The sequence below is a fragment of the Streptomyces sp. NPDC002018 genome, from assembly GCF_042890865.1.
Lineage (GTDB): Bacteria > Actinomycetota > Actinomycetes > Streptomycetales > Streptomycetaceae > Streptomyces.
In genome coordinates, this window is record NZ_JBIASO010000004.1 from 58,785 (window position 1) to 75,077 (window position 16,293).

Here is a 16,293-nt window from a genome sequence, read left to right on the forward strand (position 1 = left end):
CACTGCCGGGTGGCGTCGGCAGTGAAGGTGGCGGAGAGGAGGGACGTCGGGAATGAGCACGAAGGACTTCGTGGAGAAGGACTACTACAAGGTTCTCGGGGTCCCCAAGGACGCCACCGAGGCCGAGATCAAGAAGGCGTACCGCAAGCTCGCCCGCGAGTTCCACCCGGACGCCAACAAGGGCGACGCCAGGGCCGAGGAGCGCTTCAAGGAGGTCTCCGAGGCGAATGACATCCTCGGCGATCCCAAGCGGCGCAAGGAGTACGACGAGGCGCGCGCCCTCTTCGGCAACGGCGGGTTCCGGCCGGGACCCGGCGCCGCGGGCGGCAACGGCTCGTTCAACTTCGACCTGGGCGATCTCTTCGGGGGCGGCCAGGGCGGTGCGCAGACCGGTGCCGGCGGCTTCGGCGGCGGCCTCGGGGACGTCTTCGGGGGTCTCTTCAACCGCGGCGGCACGGGCACGCGCACACAGCCGCGCCGCGGCCAGGACATCGAGTCCGAGGTGACGCTCAGCTTCACCGAGGCGGTCGACGGGGCCACGGTCCCGCTGCGGATGTCCAGCCAGGCGCCCTGCAAGGCCTGTTCGGGCACGGGCGACAAGAACGGCACCCCGCGGGTCTGCCCGACCTGTGTGGGCACCGGACAGGTGTCGCGCGGCACCGGCGGCGGGTTCTCGCTCACCGACCCGTGCGTGGACTGCAAGGGCCGTGGGCTGATCGCCCAGGACCCCTGCGAGGTCTGCAAGGGCAGCGGGCGTGCCAGGTCCTCGCGGACGATGCAGGTCCGGATCCCCGCGGGCGTCAGCGACGGCCAGCGGATCCGGCTGCGCGGCAAGGGCGCTCCGGGCGAGCGCGGCGGCCCCAACGGGGATCTGTATGTGGTCGTGCATGTCGACGCCCACCCGGTCTTCGGCCGCAAGGACGACAACCTCACGGTCACCGTGCCCGTCACCTTCGCGGAGGCGGCGCTCGGCGGCGAGGTGAAGGTGCCGACCCTGGGCGGTCCGCCCGTCACCCTGAAGCTGCCGGCCGGCACGCCCAACGGCCGGACGATGCGCGCCCGTGGCAAGGGCGCCGTACGCAAGGACGGCACCCGCGGCGACCTGCTGGTCACGGTCGAGGTGGTGGTGCCCCGGGATCTCGGCGCGCAGGCACGTGACGCGCTGGAGGCCTACCGCAAGGCGACCGCGGACGAGGATCCGCGGGCGGAGCTGTTCCAGGCGGCGAAGGGAGCGTGAGTCCCGTGAACAGGGCGGACGGACCGGACAGGGACGGCCGGCGGCGCAATCCTTACCAGCTCACCGAGGAGACGCCGGTGTACGTCATCTCGGTGGCGGCCCAGCTCTCCGGGCTGCATCCGCAGACCCTCAGGCAGTACGACCGGCTCGGTCTGGTCTGCCCGGACCGTACGGCGGGCCGGGGGCGCCGCTACTCGGCCCGTGACATCGAACTGCTCCGTCAGGTGCAGCAGTTGTCGCAGGACGAGGGCATCAACCTGGCCGGGATCAAGCGGATCATCGAACTGGAGAACCAGGTCGCCGCGCTCCAGGCCCGGATCGCCGAGCTGGCGGCGGCGGTGGACGGCGCGGCGGCGGCGATGCGGCAGCGCGAGGCCCAGGTGCATGCCTCGTACCGGCGGGATCTGGTGCCGTATCAGGATGTGCAGCAGGCGAGCGCGCTGGTGGTCTGGCGCCCGAAGCGGCCGACGGACTGAGAAGCGGCCGCCTGCTCAGGAGTGGCCGCCTGCTCAGGAGTGGCCGTCGGCCGGGGTATGGCCGTCGGCGGCTCAGGAGCGGCCGTGGGGCCGGGGCGTTCAGGAGCTGTGTGGAGGGCTCTCACCCAGGGGGTGGGGGCCCTTCTCCGTTTCCCGCTGTGCGGCCGTGTGCGGGGCGCACAGCCGCTCCCGGTGCCTCTTCCGCTCCCGGTGCCTCGTCGCGCTTCTGGCCCGCCCCCTGGCCCCCTCCCTGGGTCTGGGCGCCCTTGGCCCTGGGCGCCCCTGGCCCTGGGCGCCCGCCCGTGGTCCTCAGCCCTCCTCCTGGTCCAGGATTCCCGACTGGGCGACGAGATAGCCGAGTTGGGCGCGGCTGCCGCTGCCGAGGGTGGTGGCCAGCTTGGCGATATGCGCGCGGCAGGTCCGTACGTTCATCCCCAGCCGACGGGCGATGGCCTCGTCCACGTACCCCTCGACCAGGAGTTTCGCGATGGACCGCTGGATGCCCGTGATGCCGTCGGGGGTGGGCTCGTAGGAGACCTGCTCCGTCAGGGGCGTGGCGCGGCGCCAGAGCTGTTCGAACACCTGGGCCAGATAGTCGACGAGTCCGGGGTGGCGCAGTTCCAGCGCGATCTGCCGGTCGGAGCGGGCGGGTATGTACGCGACCGTGCGGTCGAAGATGATCAGCCGCTCGATCAGCTCTTCCAACGTCCGGATTTCGACCTTGCCCTCGGCCAACCGCTCCGCGTATGCGAGGGTGCCCTGGCTGTGCCGCACGGTGTGCTGGTACAGGGTGCGCAGACTGATGCCGCGGTCCACCACGGCCCGTCCCCGCTCCAGCGCCTCCGCCAGCACATGTTCGCTGCGACCACCGCCGGGCTGCACTGTCAGTACTTCCGTCCGGCACTCGGCGGTGGAGAGATCGAGCGCCGCGTTGATACGGCTCACACCCTCCAGAACCGTGATCGCGTGCGTGGTCGGCGGGTCCTGGGCGCTGATCGTCATGAACGGCTCGAAAGTGTCGGTCAGTTCGACGGCGAAGTGCCGGCGTTCCTGGATCTCCCGCTCGATCGGATGGAGACGCTTGGCGAGCGCCGCGGACGGCGGAACAGGGCGAAGCCAGTCGGCGTCGTCGGGATCAGGGTGCAGAAGAGCGAACTCCATGAGACATGGAGTCCCCGCGGCTTCGCCACGGGCTATGCGTCCGGAGCGCAGCGCACTGGCGTAAAGCCGCCTGCCGTCATCACACATATCGGTGACGGCATGGGGATGTGTCGGTTTTGAGTCGTTCGCGGGCAAATCTCCACCCCCCAGGGTCCTGAACATACAGGAACATGATGCCTCGTCCCGGTGGTGTTGACGTGCCCGGGTGAGACATCGTCTACATGGCGGGGGAGAGGAATCCATCAAGTGAGGACGAAGCCGACTATGTACAAGAGAATGCTTCGCGCGGTGGTTGCCACTGCTTTCTCTGCGGCTCTGGCCTATGGCGCGCTGGCTGTCGGGGGGGACATCGGCTGGGACTCCACGCCCGCCGGATCCACTGCTCAGGGTGCCCAGGGTCCGGAGTCGGGTGACATTAGCTGGGACGTCGCTCCGAAGGACATCGGCTGGGACGTGACGTCGGCCGGCAGCGGCCGCGTCACCGCATCGGCCGACCCGAGCGCGTGACCGTCCCGCCGGACGACCGGGTCTTCCGGCGCGAGATGGCCACGGCCTACCGGTCGGGGTGGCACTTCATCGATCTCGTCACGGCAATTCCTCACCGTGGTGATTCGCTGATGGTCACTCTGTTCGGCGAGCCGATCGTCGTCGTACGCGAGGAGGACGAGGACGTCCGTGCCTATCGCTGCCTCCGGAGGCCGCGAGGGGCTCCGCAGCCTGTCCGGTGTGCCATCCGTTACGACATGATCTTCGTCAATCTCGATCAACGGGACCACCAACTGGTCGAACCAAAGACCACCATCGCCACCCCCCGCAGCGCCTGAGCGATTCCCCCGTCGTTGTAAATCGCTCCGGCGCTTCCCCCACACAACGGCGCCATCGTGGACCTGAAACACGATGGCGCCGTTGTGCTGCCCGCGTGCGGGCCGCGTGCCCCACACACGCGGCCCGCACGCGGCTCGCTCCCGACTCGTCCCGGGCGCCCGGCTTCTCCGAGGTGGCCGAGGCATTACGCGCCTGAGACGCGCTTCATGCGTGCCCGATGCGTGTCTCATGCGCGCCTCTTGCGCGCCTCATGCGTGCCTCATACGTGGCCGAGCGCCCGGTCCAGGGCGATCTCGATGACGATCCGGTCCGGATTGGGCGCTGGGGTGCGTCCGTACCGTTCCGCGTAGCGGCTCACCGCGTCCGCCACCAGCTCCGGCTCCGTACGGACCGTGGCGCGCCCCTCCAGCGTCGCCCACTGGCCGCGCCGCACCTGGCACACCGCCACCCGCGCCCCCTCCGGGCCCGCCGCCAGGATGTTGGCGACCTTGGTGCTGTGCTTGTTGGTGATGATCCGGGCGAGCCCGGCCTCCGGGTCGTACGTCACACCGACCGGGACCACATGCGGCGTGCCGTCCGGCCGGAGGGTGGTCAGGGTGCACACATGGTGCTCGCGCCAGAACGCGAGAAAATCGGAGCTGGGATCGCGCACGTCGATGGACATACCGGAAGCCTAGGGGGCTTTCGTTTGGATCAGGCTGGATGAGGGAGTGGGCTCCCGGTTCAGGCTTGAGTGAAATAGACTCAACTTTGCGTATGTTGCTTCAGTCAAAGCCGCGGTCGGCACGGTCGCCGTGGCCGCCGCGGGTGACGTACGCGAAGCACCTGAGGAAGCACCTGAGGTTGAGACCCGTGCAAGGAGGAGAGTGGGCACGTGGACGCCGAGCTGACCAACAAGAGCCGGGACGCGATCAACGCCGCCACCAACCGCGCCGTGGCGGGCGGACATCCCGATCTGACCCCCGCACATCTGCTGCTCGCGCTGCTGGAGGGCCAGGACAACGAGAACGTCACCGACCTGCTGGCCGCCGTCGAGGCGGACCAGGCGGCGGTACGCTCCGGTGCCGAGCGGGTGCTCGCCGCGCTGCCCAGCGTGACCGGATCCACCGTCGCGCCCCCGCAGCCCAACCGCGAGATGCTCGCCGTCATCGCGGACGCCGCGCGGCGGGCCAAGGAACTGGGGGACGAGTACCTCTCCACCGAGCATCTGCTCATCGGCATCGCGGCCAAGGGGGGACAGGCGGGAGAGGTGCTCGACCAGCGGGGCGCCGACGCGAAGAAGCTGCTGGACGCGTTCGAGAAGACAAGGGGAGGGCGCCGGGTGACCACACCCGACCCGGAGGGCCAGTACAAGGCCCTGGAGAAGTTCGGTACCGATTTCACCGCCGCGGCCCGCGAGGGCAGGCTCGACCCGGTCATCGGCCGGGACCAGGAGATCCGGCGTGTGGTGCAGGTGCTGTCACGCCGTACGAAGAACAACCCGGTGCTGATCGGTGAGCCCGGCGTCGGCAAGACCGCCGTCGTCGAGGGGCTCGCCCAGCGGATCGTCAAGGGCGACGTGCCGGAATCGCTCAAGAACAAGCGGCTGGTTTCGCTGGACCTCGGCGCGATGGTGGCGGGGGCCAAGTACCGCGGCGAGTTCGAGGAGCGCCTGAAGACCGTCCTCTCCGAGATCAAGGCGAGCGACGGACAGATCATCACCTTCATCGACGAACTGCACACCGTCGTGGGCGCGGGCGCCGGCGGCGACTCCGCGATGGACGCGGGCAACATGCTCAAGCCGATGCTGGCGCGCGGCGAGCTGCGGATGGTCGGCGCGACCACGCTGGACGAGTACCGCGAGCGGATCGAGAAGGACGCGGCGCTGGAGCGGCGCTTCCAGCAGGTGCTGGTCGCCGAGCCCACCGTCGAGGACACCATCGCGATCCTGCGCGGGCTCAAGGGCCGGTACGAGGCCCATCACAAGGTGCAGATCGCGGACGCGGCCCTGGTCGCCGCGGCGGCGCTCTCCGACCGTTACATCACCTCCCGGTTCCTCCCGGACAAGGCCATCGACCTGGTGGACGAGGCCGCGTCCCGGCTCCGGATGGAGATCGACTCCTCGCCCGTGGAGATCGACGAGCTCCAGCGCGCCGTCGACCGCCTCCGAATGGAGGAACTGGCGCTGAAGAACGAGTCCGACCCCGCCTCCAAGCAGCGGCTGGAGAAGCTGCGCCGCGATCTGGCCGACCGCGAGGAGGAACTGCGCGGCCTCAACGCCCGCTGGGAGAAGGAGAAGCGGGGCCTCAACCGCGTCGGTGAGCTGAAGGAGCGCCTCGACGATCTGCGCGGCCAGGCCGAGCGGGCCCAGCGCGACGGAGACTTCGACACCGCCTCCAAGCTGCTGTACGGGGAGATCCCGGGCCTGGAGCGGGAGCTGGAGGAGGCCGCGGCGGCCGAGCAGGAGGCCGCCAAGGAGCCCACCGACAAGCTGGTCAAGGAGGAGGTCGGCCCGGACGACATCGCCGATGTGGTCGGCTCCTGGACCGGTATCCCGGCCGGGCGCCTGCTGGAGGGCGAGACGCAGAAGCTGCTGCGGATGGAGCAGGAGCTGGGCAGGCGGCTGATCGGCCAGACCGAGGCGGTGCGCGCGGTCTCCGACGCGGTGCGCCGTACGCGCGCCGGGATCGCCGACCCCGACCGGCCCACCGGGTCCTTCCTCTTCCTCGGTCCCACCGGGGTCGGCAAGACCGAGCTGGCCAAGGCCCTCGCGGACTTCCTCTTCGACGACGAGCGGGCCATGGTCCGTATCGACATGAGCGAGTACGGCGAGAAGCACTCGGTGGCCCGGCTGGTCGGCGCCCCGCCCGGCTATGTCGGCTACGAGGAGGGCGGCCAGCTCACGGAGGCCGTGCGCAGGCGCCCGTACTCCGTCATCCTGCTGGACGAGGTGGAGAAGGCCCACCCCGAGGTCTTCGACATCCTGCTCCAGGTCCTGGACGACGGCAGGCTCACCGACGGGCAGGGGCGGACGGTGGACTTCCGCAACACCATCCTGATCCTGACGTCCAACCTCGGCAGCCAGTACCTGGTCGAGCCGACCACCACCGAGGAGACGAAGAAGCAGCAGGTCCTGGAGGTGGTGCGGGCCTCCTTCAAGCCGGAGTTCCTGAACCGTCTGGACGATCTGGTGGTCTTCTCCGCCCTGACCAAGGCCGACCTGGCGCATATCGCCAAGCTCCAGATCGACCGTCTGGCGCGCCGCCTCGCCGAGCGCAGGCTCGCCCTGGACGTCACCCCGGCGGCCCTGGAATGGCTGGCCGACGAGGGCAACGACCCGGCCTACGGCGCCCGGCCGCTGCGCCGGCTCGTCCAGACGGCGATCGGTGACCGGCTCGCCAAGGAGATCCTCGCGGGCGAGATCACCGACGGCGACACGGTCCGCGTGGACCGCTTCGCCGACGGCCTGATCGTCGGCGCGGCCACCGCGGACCCGGAGGAGCCCCCGAAACCGGCCGGCAAGACGCTCTAGTCCGTACGCGCGGGCCGACTGGTCCCGCCGCGGCCGCCGACAGGCCCGTCACCCGCCCGGGTGGCGGGCCTGTTCGTGTTCAGGACGGGGAACTACCATCACCATGTACGAGCAATTTGTTCCGGCAATTTGCGATTCACTTGTTCACAAGGCGATTTACGGGGGTGGCGAATCCATGCTGCTGAGCTTTCGTGTCGCCAACCACGGCTCCCTTCGCGAACCCCAGGAGCTGAACTTCGCACCGACGTACGGGGACGACGACCGGCCGGCGGTGCCCGTGGCGGCGATCTTCGGCGCGAACGCTTCCGGGAAATCGACGGTGGTGGGCGCGTTCCGGTTGTTCCAACACGCGGTGCGTGAGTCGCAGGCCCGCTGGTTGCCGGGTGCTCCCGTACCGCGACGGCCCTTCCTCCTCGACCATGCGAGCCGCAACGAGCCGTCGTCGTACGCGGTGGATCTCCTGCTGAAGGGCGTGCGGTACGTGTACGGCTTCAGTGTCACGGACACGGAGGTCGCGGAGGAGTGGCTCTACGCCTATCCCAAGGGCCGCAGACGAGTTCTTTTCGAGCGGGATCGCATGACCGTGACCTATGGCGCGACGCTGACCGGTGAGCGCGTGGCAGCGGAGAGGACGATGCGGCCGAACAGCCTGTACCTCTCCGCTGCCGCACAGTCCTCGCATCAGCAACTCGGGGCGGTGTGGACCGCGGTGGAGGCCCCCATTGTCATCGAGGACGAGACTCGGCGGTCAGTCGCCGAACGTGGCGCGTTCGCGGTTCTGGTGTACGAAAGGCTGGAGACGCTGGGACTGCCGATCCGGGCAGAAGTCCTGGCGGCGGCCGACCTGGGCGTGCACGGCATTCGCCGTGGAGCCGGGAAGGCGGTCGACCCCGCGATGCCGGGGGACGCCAGGACGGGCCAGGAGTTCGGGAACGCCATGAGAGAGGCGGAGTCGGAGTCCTTGGAGTTTGTGCACCGGGTGGGGCATGAGGAGTTCGTCCTGCCTGTCGACGCCGAATCGGCCGGCACCAAGACCTGGCTGAACCTGGTCACCACGGCGGTCACGGCGATCCTGAGCGGAACGTCCATGTGGGTGGACGAGATCGATGTCAGCCTCCACCCCCTGCTCACTGCCAAGCTGCTCACGCTCTTCCAGGATCCGGAGCTGAACCCGCGCGGCGCTCAGTTGATCTTCACCACCCACGACGCGTCCCTGCTGGGCACGATGCTCGGGGACCAGGTGCTCCGCCGCGATCAGGTCTGGTTCGTGGAGAAGAACCCCGCAACCGGCGCGTCGGAGCTGTATCCGCTCAGCGACTTCAAGCCGCGCAAGGGCGAGAATTTCGAGCGCCGCTATCTGGCGGGCAGCTACGGAGCGGTGCCGCTGCTGCCGGAGACGGCCTTGGAGGACATGCTCAAGAAGTACTGGGGGGCTCATGGCGAGGTCGTTTCCGCGTGAGGGATCGGGCCGTCGGCGCGGCCCGGTCCGGCGCTCGGCGCGCACGATGCTGATCGTCTGCGGCAGCAAGGAGACCGAGCGGCAGTACTTACAAGGGCTGCGCGACGATCTTCGTAACCCTGCGGTCTCCGTCGTCGTACGCGGCAAGCCGTGCTCCCCGACACAGCTCGTGGCGTACGCACGCGGTCAGCGGGAGCTGAACAAGGGCGGGTACGACGAGGTGTGGTGCGTCTTCGATGTCGACGAGTATCAGGATGTGGCCCAGGCCGCCCTCGCGGCTCGTCGGCACAACATCGGAGTGGCTGTCTCCAATCCATGCTTCGAGCTGTGGCTCCTGCTCCACTTCGCGGACCACCGTGCGCACGTCGGCACGTACAAGAAGCTGCTCCCGCTGCTGGAGAAGCACGTGCCCGGCTACGACAAGACCCGGGTGGACTTCGCCAGATACCGGGGCGGGGTACCGCACGCGGGGGAGCGGGCCCGGAAACTCGACCCGACGGGCGCGGAACACGCCCTGAATCCCTCAACGGGCATATGGCAGCTCACGGACCGGATGGCGAACCCGTGACCCGCTGAGGGGTGGCCGGGGTTGCCAGGCCCCTCCTGGGATGGGGGAGGATGGCAGGAACCGTACGAAGGGAAATTCACGGTGAGCATCGACCCGTCCTCGATTCCGAATTTCGGGGGCCAGCCCCAACCGCAGGGAGCAGGACCGGCGGGCCCCGTCGTCCCTGATCAGGATCTGGTCAAGCAGCTCCTCGAACAGATGGAGCTGAAGTACGTCGTCGACGACGAGGGTGACCTCGCGGCGCCGTGGGAGGAATTCCGTACGTACTTCATGTTCCGCGGTGAGGAGGACCAGCAGGTCTTCTCGGTGCGGACGTTCTACGACCGGCCGCACCCCATCGCGGAGAAGTCCACGATCCTCGACGCGATCGACGACTGGAACCGGCGCACGCTGTGGCCCAAGGTCTACACCCACGTCCACGAGGAGGGGGACGGTCCGCCCACCGTCCGGCTCATCGGCGAGGCGCAGATGCTGATCGGCATGGGTGTCAGCCTGGAGCACTTCGTGTCGTCGACGGTGAGCTGGGTGCGGGCCTCCATCGAGTTCGACAAGTGGCTCGTGGAGCAGCTCGGTCTCCAGCCGGGTGACGAGAAGCCCGACGACGCCTGAGCCGGGCCCGTCCGCGGCGACCGCCGCCCCGTCCCACGCCGAGAGCCCGGCGGGGACCGTGACCACCCCTGGTCACGGTCCCCGCCGGGCTCCTCGCGTACGGCCGGAAGGGCCGGGCGGACGGCTACGCCAGTGTCTTGAGGCGTGCCGCCGCCTCCGCGAGGACGTCCGTGCGCTTGCAGAACGCGAACCGCACGAAGGGCGCGCCCCGGTCGCGGTGGTCGTAGAAGACCGCGTTCGGGATCGCCACGACCCCGCAGCGCTCGGGCAGGGCCCGGCAGAAGGCGAAGCCGTCGCTCTCGCCGAGCGGGCGGATGTCGGTCGTCACGAAGTACGTGCCCGCCGGGCGGTAGACCTCGAAACCGGCCGCCGTCAGCCCCGCCGAGAGCACATCGCGTTTGGGCCGCAGATCGGCGCGGAGCCCCTCGAAGTAGCTGTCCGGCAGCCGCAGGGCCTCCGCGATCGCGTACTGGAACGGCCCCGAGGCCACATAGGTCAGGAACTGCTTGGCGGAGCGCACCGCCGTCACCAGCTCCGGTGTGCCCGTCACCCACCCCACCTTCCAGCCGGTGAAGGAGAAGGTCTTGCCGGCGGAGCTGATCGTCAGGGTGCGCTCGCGCATGCCGGGGAGGCTCGCGATCGGTACGTGCTCGCCCTCGAAGACGAGATGCTCGTACACCTCGTCGGTGACGACGAGGAGATCACGTTCGACGGCGAGCTCCGCGACGGCCGCCAGGTGCTCGCGGCCGAGGACGGTGCCCGTCGGGTTGTGCGGGGTGTTGAGCAGGATCAGCCGGGTCCGGTCGGTGACGGCGGCGCGCAGCTCGTCCGGGTCCAGGTGGTACGCGCCGTCGTGGGGGCGCAGGGTGACCGGGACGCGGGTGCCGCCCGCCATGCCGATACAGGCGGCGTACGAGTCGTAGTACGGCTCCAGCGCGATCACCTCGTCGCCGGGCTCGACCAGCGCGAGCAGCGCGGCGGCGATCGCCTCGGTGGCGCCCGCCGTCACCAGGACCTCGGTGTCCGGGTCGTACGTCAGGCCGTACCGCAGCCGCTGGTGATCGGTGATCGCGGCGCGCAGTTCCGGTACGCCGGGGCCCGGCGGGTACTGATTGCCGCGCCCGTCGCGCAGTGCCCTGACCGCGGCCTCCCTGATCTCCTCGGGGCCGTCGGTGTCGGGGAAGCCCTGGCCGAGGTTGATCGCCCCGGTGCGTACCGCCAGCGCCGACATCTCCGCGAAGATCGTCGTGCCGCCGAGCCATTCTTTGGTCATGGCGGCCATCCTGTGCCGAACCTCTGGAGTTGCTCAAGTCAGCTTTGGGCCGCCGGCACCACGGGGAGACCCACGTCACGTCGGGTTCACGGCCATGTGCACACGACAGCACCACCGCAACTACCGCACCACCGCACGAGAGCACGGCAGCACGGCAGCACGGCAGCACGGAGTACGCGGGTCAGGGCGGCGCCGTCCGCGCGACGGGCGCGGGGCACCGCCACGGGGGAACAGAAGGACGGTGGGGATCGATGACTGTGGGAATTGTGGTCGTCCTGGTCATGGTGGCGATCGCGTTGGTCGGGCTGGTGTCGAGCGTGCGCAACCGGGACACCTCGCGTGCGCGGCGCCGTGGCGCGGCGCGCACCACGACCAGGAGCGGTGCCACCGCCGGCGTCCCGCTGAAGAAGAAGGGCACGAAGCGCACGAAGCGTCGCTCCGACAGCAGTTGGTGGGCCGGAGGCGGTGCCGCCGACGGAGGGGGCGGCGGCGGTTCGTGCGGTGGAGCTTCCTCTTCCTGCGGCGGGAGTTCGTCGTGCGGCGGCGGAGGGGGATGCGGCGGCGGAGGCGGCTGACACGGGGCAGCCGGTCCGCGGTGCCGACGATGCCCGGTGGGGGACGAACTCCCGCCGGGCATCTCCTTGTTGACCGTTCGGAGGCTCTTCTCCACCGGTCTTCGTCGCTTTTGTTGAACAGTTGAACTGTAGGGCCCCCGAGCGGATGGAAAACCCTGCCAAGTTGGGTAAAAGCGCTGTGAGCGTCGCGTACTTCGTGATTCCCTCGCTGTGAGAGCTTCCAGCCCTCGGACCTTACGCGGAGCCGAGCCGGCGATCTCCCCCCACAAGTTTCCCTCGCTCATCGTCCGGGTCGTCCCGGTCCTCCCGTCAAGCGTGTTTGCGGAGCCTGCCCATGCTCACCACTCTGAATACGGCCTACACCGATTCCCGTGCCGCCGATCTGGCCTGGGCGCTGGGCCGGGACCCACTGCCCGCCCTGGCCGTCCTCGATCTCGACCTCGACGGCGCCGGACTTCAGCTCAGACTGCTCGGCGCTTCCCACCAGGTACTTCTGGAGGAGGAGCGCGGTACCTGTTCCGAGACCGTCGCCTGTATCCCGGGCAGCAGCACTCCGCTGCCGCTCGGTGTCTCCAAGCGCCTCGGGGACTGGGAGTACGAGTTCGCGGCGCGCGTCGAGACGCTCTCGCAGGGCTCGTTCGCGGGCCGGGCGCAGGAGTTGCTCGCACTGGTCGCCGACCACCCGAACGGGTTGGCGGGCATCTTCCCCGGCACCCCGTACGCCTTCACCGCCATGCTGGCGCAGCGCGACGAAGGCCAGGTCCGCTGGCGTACCTGGCATGCGTACCCCCAGGAGGGACAACTCGTCGTCACGCGCACACGAGTGGGTGTGCGTATGCCTGCGGTGCTGTAGTTACACCCGTGTGGGTGACAAACCGCAATGAATTCGTGACGTAGCGTTACGGACATGATCGAGCATGTCGCGTCCTCGCCGCCCCAGGGTGGGAAACGGCTGCCCGTGCGCGCGGACGCGGGACGCTTTCTGATCCTCGCCGTGGTCTTCATCTGTGCCGCGTGCGGACTGGTGTACGAGCTGGAGCTGGTCGCGCTCGCCTCCTATCTGATCGGGGACTCCGTCACCCAGGCGTCCGTCGTCCTCTCGGTGATGGTCTTCGCGATGGGCATCGGCTCGCTGCTCGCCAAGCGGCTGCGCTGCCGCGCGGCGGTCGGGTTCGGGCTGGTGGAGGCGGCGCTCGCGCTGCTGGGAGGCTGTTCGGCACTGGTGCTGTACGGCAGCTTCGTGTGGATGGGCGAGTCCCGCTACGCGCTCGTCGGTTTCTCGCTGGCCATCGGCATCCTGATCGGTGCCGAGATCCCGCTGCTGATGACGCTGATGCAGCGGTTCTCCCGGCAGAGCGCGGAGGGGACCGTCGCCGATCTGTTCGCCGCCGACTATGTGGGGGCGCTCGTCGGGGGGCTCGCCTTTCCGTTCCTGCTGCTGCCCTGGCTCGGACAGCTCACCGGCGCGCTGCTGACGGGCGCGGTCAACGCGGTGGCGGGCGGCGCCCTGGTCCTGTGGCTCTTCCGGCGGGATCTGACACCGCGTTCGCGCTTGCTGCTGGTGACCGTCAATGTCCTGGTCCTGGCCGTGCTGGCCACCGCGGCCGTGCTGGTCGACGACTTCGAGCGGGCGGCGCGGCGCGCGGTGTACGGCGACCGGGTGCGGGTCGCGGTCCATACGGATGTCCAGGAGGTCGTGCTCACGGGCGGCCGGGACGGACCGCTGGACCTCTATCTGGACGGCCGGCTGCGGGTCAGCGGGCGCGACGAGTTCCGTTACCACGAGGCGCTGGTGCACCCCGCGATGCGCGGGGCGCACGCGCGCGTGCTGATCCTGGGCGGGGGCGACGGACTGGCCGCGCGTGAGGTCCTGCGGTACGGGGGCGTGCGCTCGGTCACCGTGGTCGAGCTGGACGAGGGGGTCGTCCGGCTGGCCCGTACGGATCCCGCGCTGGCCGCGCTGAACGGATACGCGTACGACGATCCGCGGGTGCGCGCGGTCTTCGCGGACGCGTTCACCTGGCTCAGGACGGCGCCGCGGCGGACCTATGACGTGGTGATAGCGGACCTGCCGAACCCGGGCATCACGGCCAGCACGAAGCTGTACTCGGAGGAGTTCTACGGTCTGGCCACCCAGGTGCTCACGGACGGCGGCCGGCTGGTCGTGCACGCGGGCTCGCCCACGGCCCAGCCGCACACGTACTGGACGGTCGACGCGACGCTGCGCGCGGCCGGATTCGGCACCGTTCCCTACAGCGCGACGGGCCCGCTCTCGGGTTTCGCCGCGGGACCCGACCGGGTGAAGGACGGCAGTCCGGCCGTGTCCGACTGGGGGTTCGCGCTGGCCGCGCTGGGCAGCCGTCCCCGGCTGGGCCTGGCGGCGCACGCGCCCCCGCTGCGGTCGCTGGGGATGCCGTTGCTGGCGGCCGGTGCCCGGGGGGTGGAGCGCACGCGGATACCGGATCTGCCGCCGTCGACGCTGGTGCATCCGCGGTACACCGGGTGAAGCGGGCGGGGCGGCGGTGAATCAGCCTCTGCAAGAAGGACGCTTCGGCGGCCGGGTCTGAGTAGGCTCGGTTTTCATGGAGCATGAGGTGTTCGTTCCGGTGGTGGCAGAGGCTCTCCGAAAGACGCTGCGGGACCCCTCTCGGGTGGCGCGCTGTGTCCCGGGGCTCCAGCAGGACGCCGACGAGTCGGCGGGTCCGCTCTCCGGCCGTCTCAAGGTCCGTATCGGCGGCCATACGATCACCTACCGGGGTGTGCTGACGCTGGTCGAACGGGACGGTGTCTTCACCGCCGAGGGTGAGGGCACGGAGGCCCGGGGCACGGGCTCCGCCAAGCTGACGCTCGCGCTGCGGCTCACGGAGACACCGGACGGTACGACGCTCTCCTTCACCGGCGGATCACGGGTGGAGGGCCGACTGGCGGAACTGGCCCCGGAGACGGTGACGGCCGCGGCGCACCGGCTGCTGGACCGCCTGGCGGCGCGGCTGGGCGAGGTGTCGGTCCCGGCGGAGACACCGGACACAGCAGAGACGGTGGAGACCGGAGAGACACCGGAGACGGTGGAGACGGCCGGCGCGGCGGATGCGGCGGGCGCGGCAGAGAAGGACGACGCGGCCGGGGTGTCCGGAGCCGCGAAGGCGGCTGATGGCGACCGGCCCGGACCGCCCCCGTCGGCGGACGCCGCGGCGGATCCGCTGCCGAAGCGCGGCTCCGAGGAGCCGGACCGTGTCGATGACGTGGACAGCGCCACCGATGAGGCGGACGGGGCCACCGCTGCCGATGACGACAACGCTGCCGCTGCCGATGACGACGCTGACGGTGGCGTCATTGATCCGAAGGACGCCGTCGCCGAGGAGCTGGAAGACGATCTGGACGACGCCGATCTGGAAGCCGACGCCGACGCCGACGCGGACGACCGCGGTGACGACGGCCGCGACGCCGATGACCGCGGTGACGACGATCTCGATGTCTCCGTCTTCGAGGTGGACGTGCCGTCGCCGTCCCTCGACGGGGAGACCATCTCCGGTGAAGGGGACTTCATCATTCCCGACGAGCCGCCCGCCGAGGCCGCGCACGCCCGGCGCACCATGATCGGCCGCAGTGCCGAGGAGGTCGACCACGCGCCGCCGCGCGGACGGTACGCGCCCGTGCCCGCGCCCGACTCCGGCAGTGCGGGGGCCACGCTGCGGTGGGTGGCCCCGGCCGCCGCCCTCGCGCTCGCCTCCGCCGTGGTGGTGGGACGCGCACTGCGCCGCCGCAAGTAGTGTCGGGGTGTGAGTAGCAGCGAAGAGAGCATCCGACTGGCGGCGGGCGACGCCGAGTTGACCATCACTCCGGAGAACGGCTGCCGGATCAGCAGTCTGCGGATCGGCGGGACCGAACTGCTGCGCCAGGGAGAGCGGTACGGCTGTTTCCCGATGGTGCCGTGGTGCGGACGGATCGCGGACGGACAGTTCCGCAACGGCGGTGTGGTCCATCAGATGCCCCTCAACTCCCCGCCCCACGCGATCCATGGCACCGGCCGGGACACGGCCTGGCGTACGGCCCGGGTGAGCGGGAGCGAGGCGGCGTTCACCTATGACCTCGCCGAGCCCTGGCCGTACAGCGGGCGGGTCACCCAGACCTTCGAGCTGACCGAGGACGCGCTGACGCTCGCGCTGGGGGTGGAGACGTATGACACCTCCTTCCCGGCCCAGGCCGGCTGGCACCCCTGGTTCCTGCGCAATCTGGGCGGCAGTGGCGGCGGCAGCGGCGGCGACGCACAGATCGATGTCGCCCCCGCCTGGCAGGAGGAGCGCGGCGGCGACCATCTGCCCACCGGCCGACGGGTGACACCGCGCCCCGGCCCCTGGGACGACTGCTTCGGGATGCCCGACGGTGTGGAGGTGACGCTCACCTGGCCGGACGAGCTGGAGCTGAAGGTCACCAGCCCGGCCGAGTGGGTCGTGCTCTACGACGAGCAGGCCGAGGCGGTCTGTGTGGAGCCGCAGTCCGGTCCGCCGAACGGGCTGAACACCGCGCCTCGGCTGGTCACCCCCGTCGAGCCGCTGGAGATCACCGCGAACTGGAGCTGGCGACGCCTCTGACAGCCCG

General features: G+C 70.0%; 16 protein-coding genes. 13 read left to right on the forward strand and 3 right to left on the reverse strand.

Features of this window, described 5'->3' with window-relative positions; genetic code table 11:
- Window positions 1-52 precede the first annotated feature (52 nt).
- Together dnaJ and ACFYYH_RS07950 are read left to right on the forward strand one after the other, a co-directional pair.
- Complete coding sequence (dnaJ, locus tag ACFYYH_RS07945) at window positions 53-1,237, forward strand: molecular chaperone DnaJ (RefSeq protein ID WP_388547427.1); 1,185 nt, start codon at window positions 53-55, stop codon at window positions 1,235-1,237.
- Window positions 1,238-1,242: 5 nt separating this feature from the next.
- Window positions 1,243-1,713 carry a heat shock protein transcriptional repressor HspR gene (locus ACFYYH_RS07950; protein ID WP_388547429.1) on the forward strand — a complete coding sequence of 157 codons (471 nt, stop codon included), beginning with the start codon at window positions 1,243-1,245 and terminating at the stop codon, window positions 1,711-1,713.
- A gap of 309 nt (window positions 1,714-2,022) precedes the next feature.
- Here ACFYYH_RS07950 and ACFYYH_RS07955 read toward each other — a convergent pair whose 3' ends face one another.
- Entirely contained in the window at window positions 2,023-3,036 is a 1,014-nt protein-coding gene (locus ACFYYH_RS07955; RefSeq protein WP_388547431.1) for a helix-turn-helix transcriptional regulator, read from the reverse strand.
- Window positions 3,037-3,138: 102 nt separating this feature from the next.
- Between ACFYYH_RS07955 and ACFYYH_RS07960 the strand changes: the two genes are divergently transcribed.
- Window positions 3,139-3,381 (forward strand): 5'-nucleotidase, encoded by a 243-nt coding sequence (locus ACFYYH_RS07960; RefSeq protein ID WP_388547434.1) that lies wholly within the window; start codon window positions 3,139-3,141, stop codon window positions 3,379-3,381.
- Entirely contained in the window at window positions 3,378-3,698 is a 321-nt protein-coding gene (locus ACFYYH_RS07965) for a (2Fe-2S)-binding protein (protein WP_388547437.1), read from the forward strand. The genes ACFYYH_RS07960 and ACFYYH_RS07965 overlap by 4 nt, the downstream gene beginning before the upstream one ends.
- A gap of 260 nt (window positions 3,699-3,958) precedes the next feature.
- Here ACFYYH_RS07965 and ACFYYH_RS07970 read toward each other — a convergent pair whose 3' ends face one another.
- Window positions 3,959-4,363: a pyridoxamine 5'-phosphate oxidase family protein gene (locus ACFYYH_RS07970; RefSeq protein WP_388547440.1), complete on the reverse strand. Its 405-nt coding sequence runs from the start codon at window positions 4,361-4,363 to the stop codon at window positions 3,959-3,961.
- Between the two features lie 210 nt (window positions 4,364-4,573).
- On the opposite strand from ACFYYH_RS07970, the gene clpB reads away from it, so the two are divergent.
- The 4 genes from clpB to ACFYYH_RS07990 all read left to right on the forward strand — a co-directional run bounded on the left by clpB (window position 4,574) and on the right by ACFYYH_RS07990 (window position 9,846).
- Window positions 4,574-7,210 carry an ATP-dependent chaperone ClpB gene (clpB, locus tag ACFYYH_RS07975; RefSeq protein WP_388547443.1) on the forward strand — a complete coding sequence of 879 codons (2,637 nt, stop codon included), beginning with the start codon at window positions 4,574-4,576 and terminating at the stop codon, window positions 7,208-7,210.
- 175 nt (window positions 7,211-7,385) lie between these two features.
- A complete protein-coding gene (locus tag ACFYYH_RS07980) occupies window positions 7,386-8,669 on the forward strand; it encodes an ATP/GTP-binding protein (RefSeq protein WP_388547445.1) in 1,284 nt (427 codons plus the stop codon).
- Window positions 8,647-9,237 (forward strand): RloB family protein, encoded by a 591-nt coding sequence (locus tag ACFYYH_RS07985; protein ID WP_388547447.1) that lies wholly within the window; start codon window positions 8,647-8,649, stop codon window positions 9,235-9,237. Before ACFYYH_RS07980 ends, ACFYYH_RS07985 begins: the two co-directional genes overlap by 23 nt.
- An 81-nt stretch (window positions 9,238-9,318) precedes the next feature.
- On the forward strand, window positions 9,319-9,846 hold the full coding sequence (locus ACFYYH_RS07990) for a YbjN domain-containing protein (protein WP_388547450.1): 528 nt from the start codon (window positions 9,319-9,321) through the stop codon (window positions 9,844-9,846).
- Between the two features lie 124 nt (window positions 9,847-9,970).
- Here the strand turns inward: ACFYYH_RS07990 and ACFYYH_RS07995 are convergent, their stop codons facing one another.
- Window positions 9,971-11,119 carry a pyridoxal phosphate-dependent aminotransferase gene (locus ACFYYH_RS07995; protein ID WP_388547453.1) on the reverse strand — a complete coding sequence of 383 codons (1,149 nt, stop codon included), beginning with the start codon at window positions 11,117-11,119 and terminating at the stop codon, window positions 9,971-9,973.
- Window positions 11,120-11,370: 251 nt separating this feature from the next.
- Here ACFYYH_RS07995 and ACFYYH_RS08000 point away from each other — a divergent pair, with 251 nt between their 5' ends.
- The 5 genes from ACFYYH_RS08000 (at window position 11,371) to ACFYYH_RS08020 (ending at window position 16,286) form a co-directional block, all read left to right on the forward strand.
- Entirely contained in the window at window positions 11,371-11,694 is a 324-nt protein-coding gene (locus ACFYYH_RS08000) for a hypothetical protein (protein ID WP_388547455.1), read from the forward strand.
- A 334-nt stretch (window positions 11,695-12,028) separates the two neighbouring features.
- Window positions 12,029-12,547, forward strand: coding sequence for a DUF2617 family protein (locus tag ACFYYH_RS08005; protein WP_388547458.1), 519 nt, complete (start codon window positions 12,029-12,031; stop codon window positions 12,545-12,547).
- A 54-nt stretch (window positions 12,548-12,601) separates the two neighbouring features.
- Complete coding sequence (locus tag ACFYYH_RS08010; RefSeq protein WP_388547460.1) at window positions 12,602-14,200, forward strand: polyamine aminopropyltransferase; 1,599 nt, start codon at window positions 12,602-12,604, stop codon at window positions 14,198-14,200.
- Window positions 14,201-14,276: 76 nt separating this feature from the next.
- Window positions 14,277-15,464, forward strand: coding sequence for an SRPBCC domain-containing protein (locus ACFYYH_RS08015; protein WP_388547462.1), 1,188 nt, complete (start codon window positions 14,277-14,279; stop codon window positions 15,462-15,464).
- 9 nt (window positions 15,465-15,473) lie between these two features.
- Entirely contained in the window at window positions 15,474-16,286 is an 813-nt protein-coding gene (locus ACFYYH_RS08020) for an aldose 1-epimerase (RefSeq protein ID WP_388547465.1), read from the forward strand.
- Window positions 16,287-16,293 lie beyond the last annotated feature (7 nt).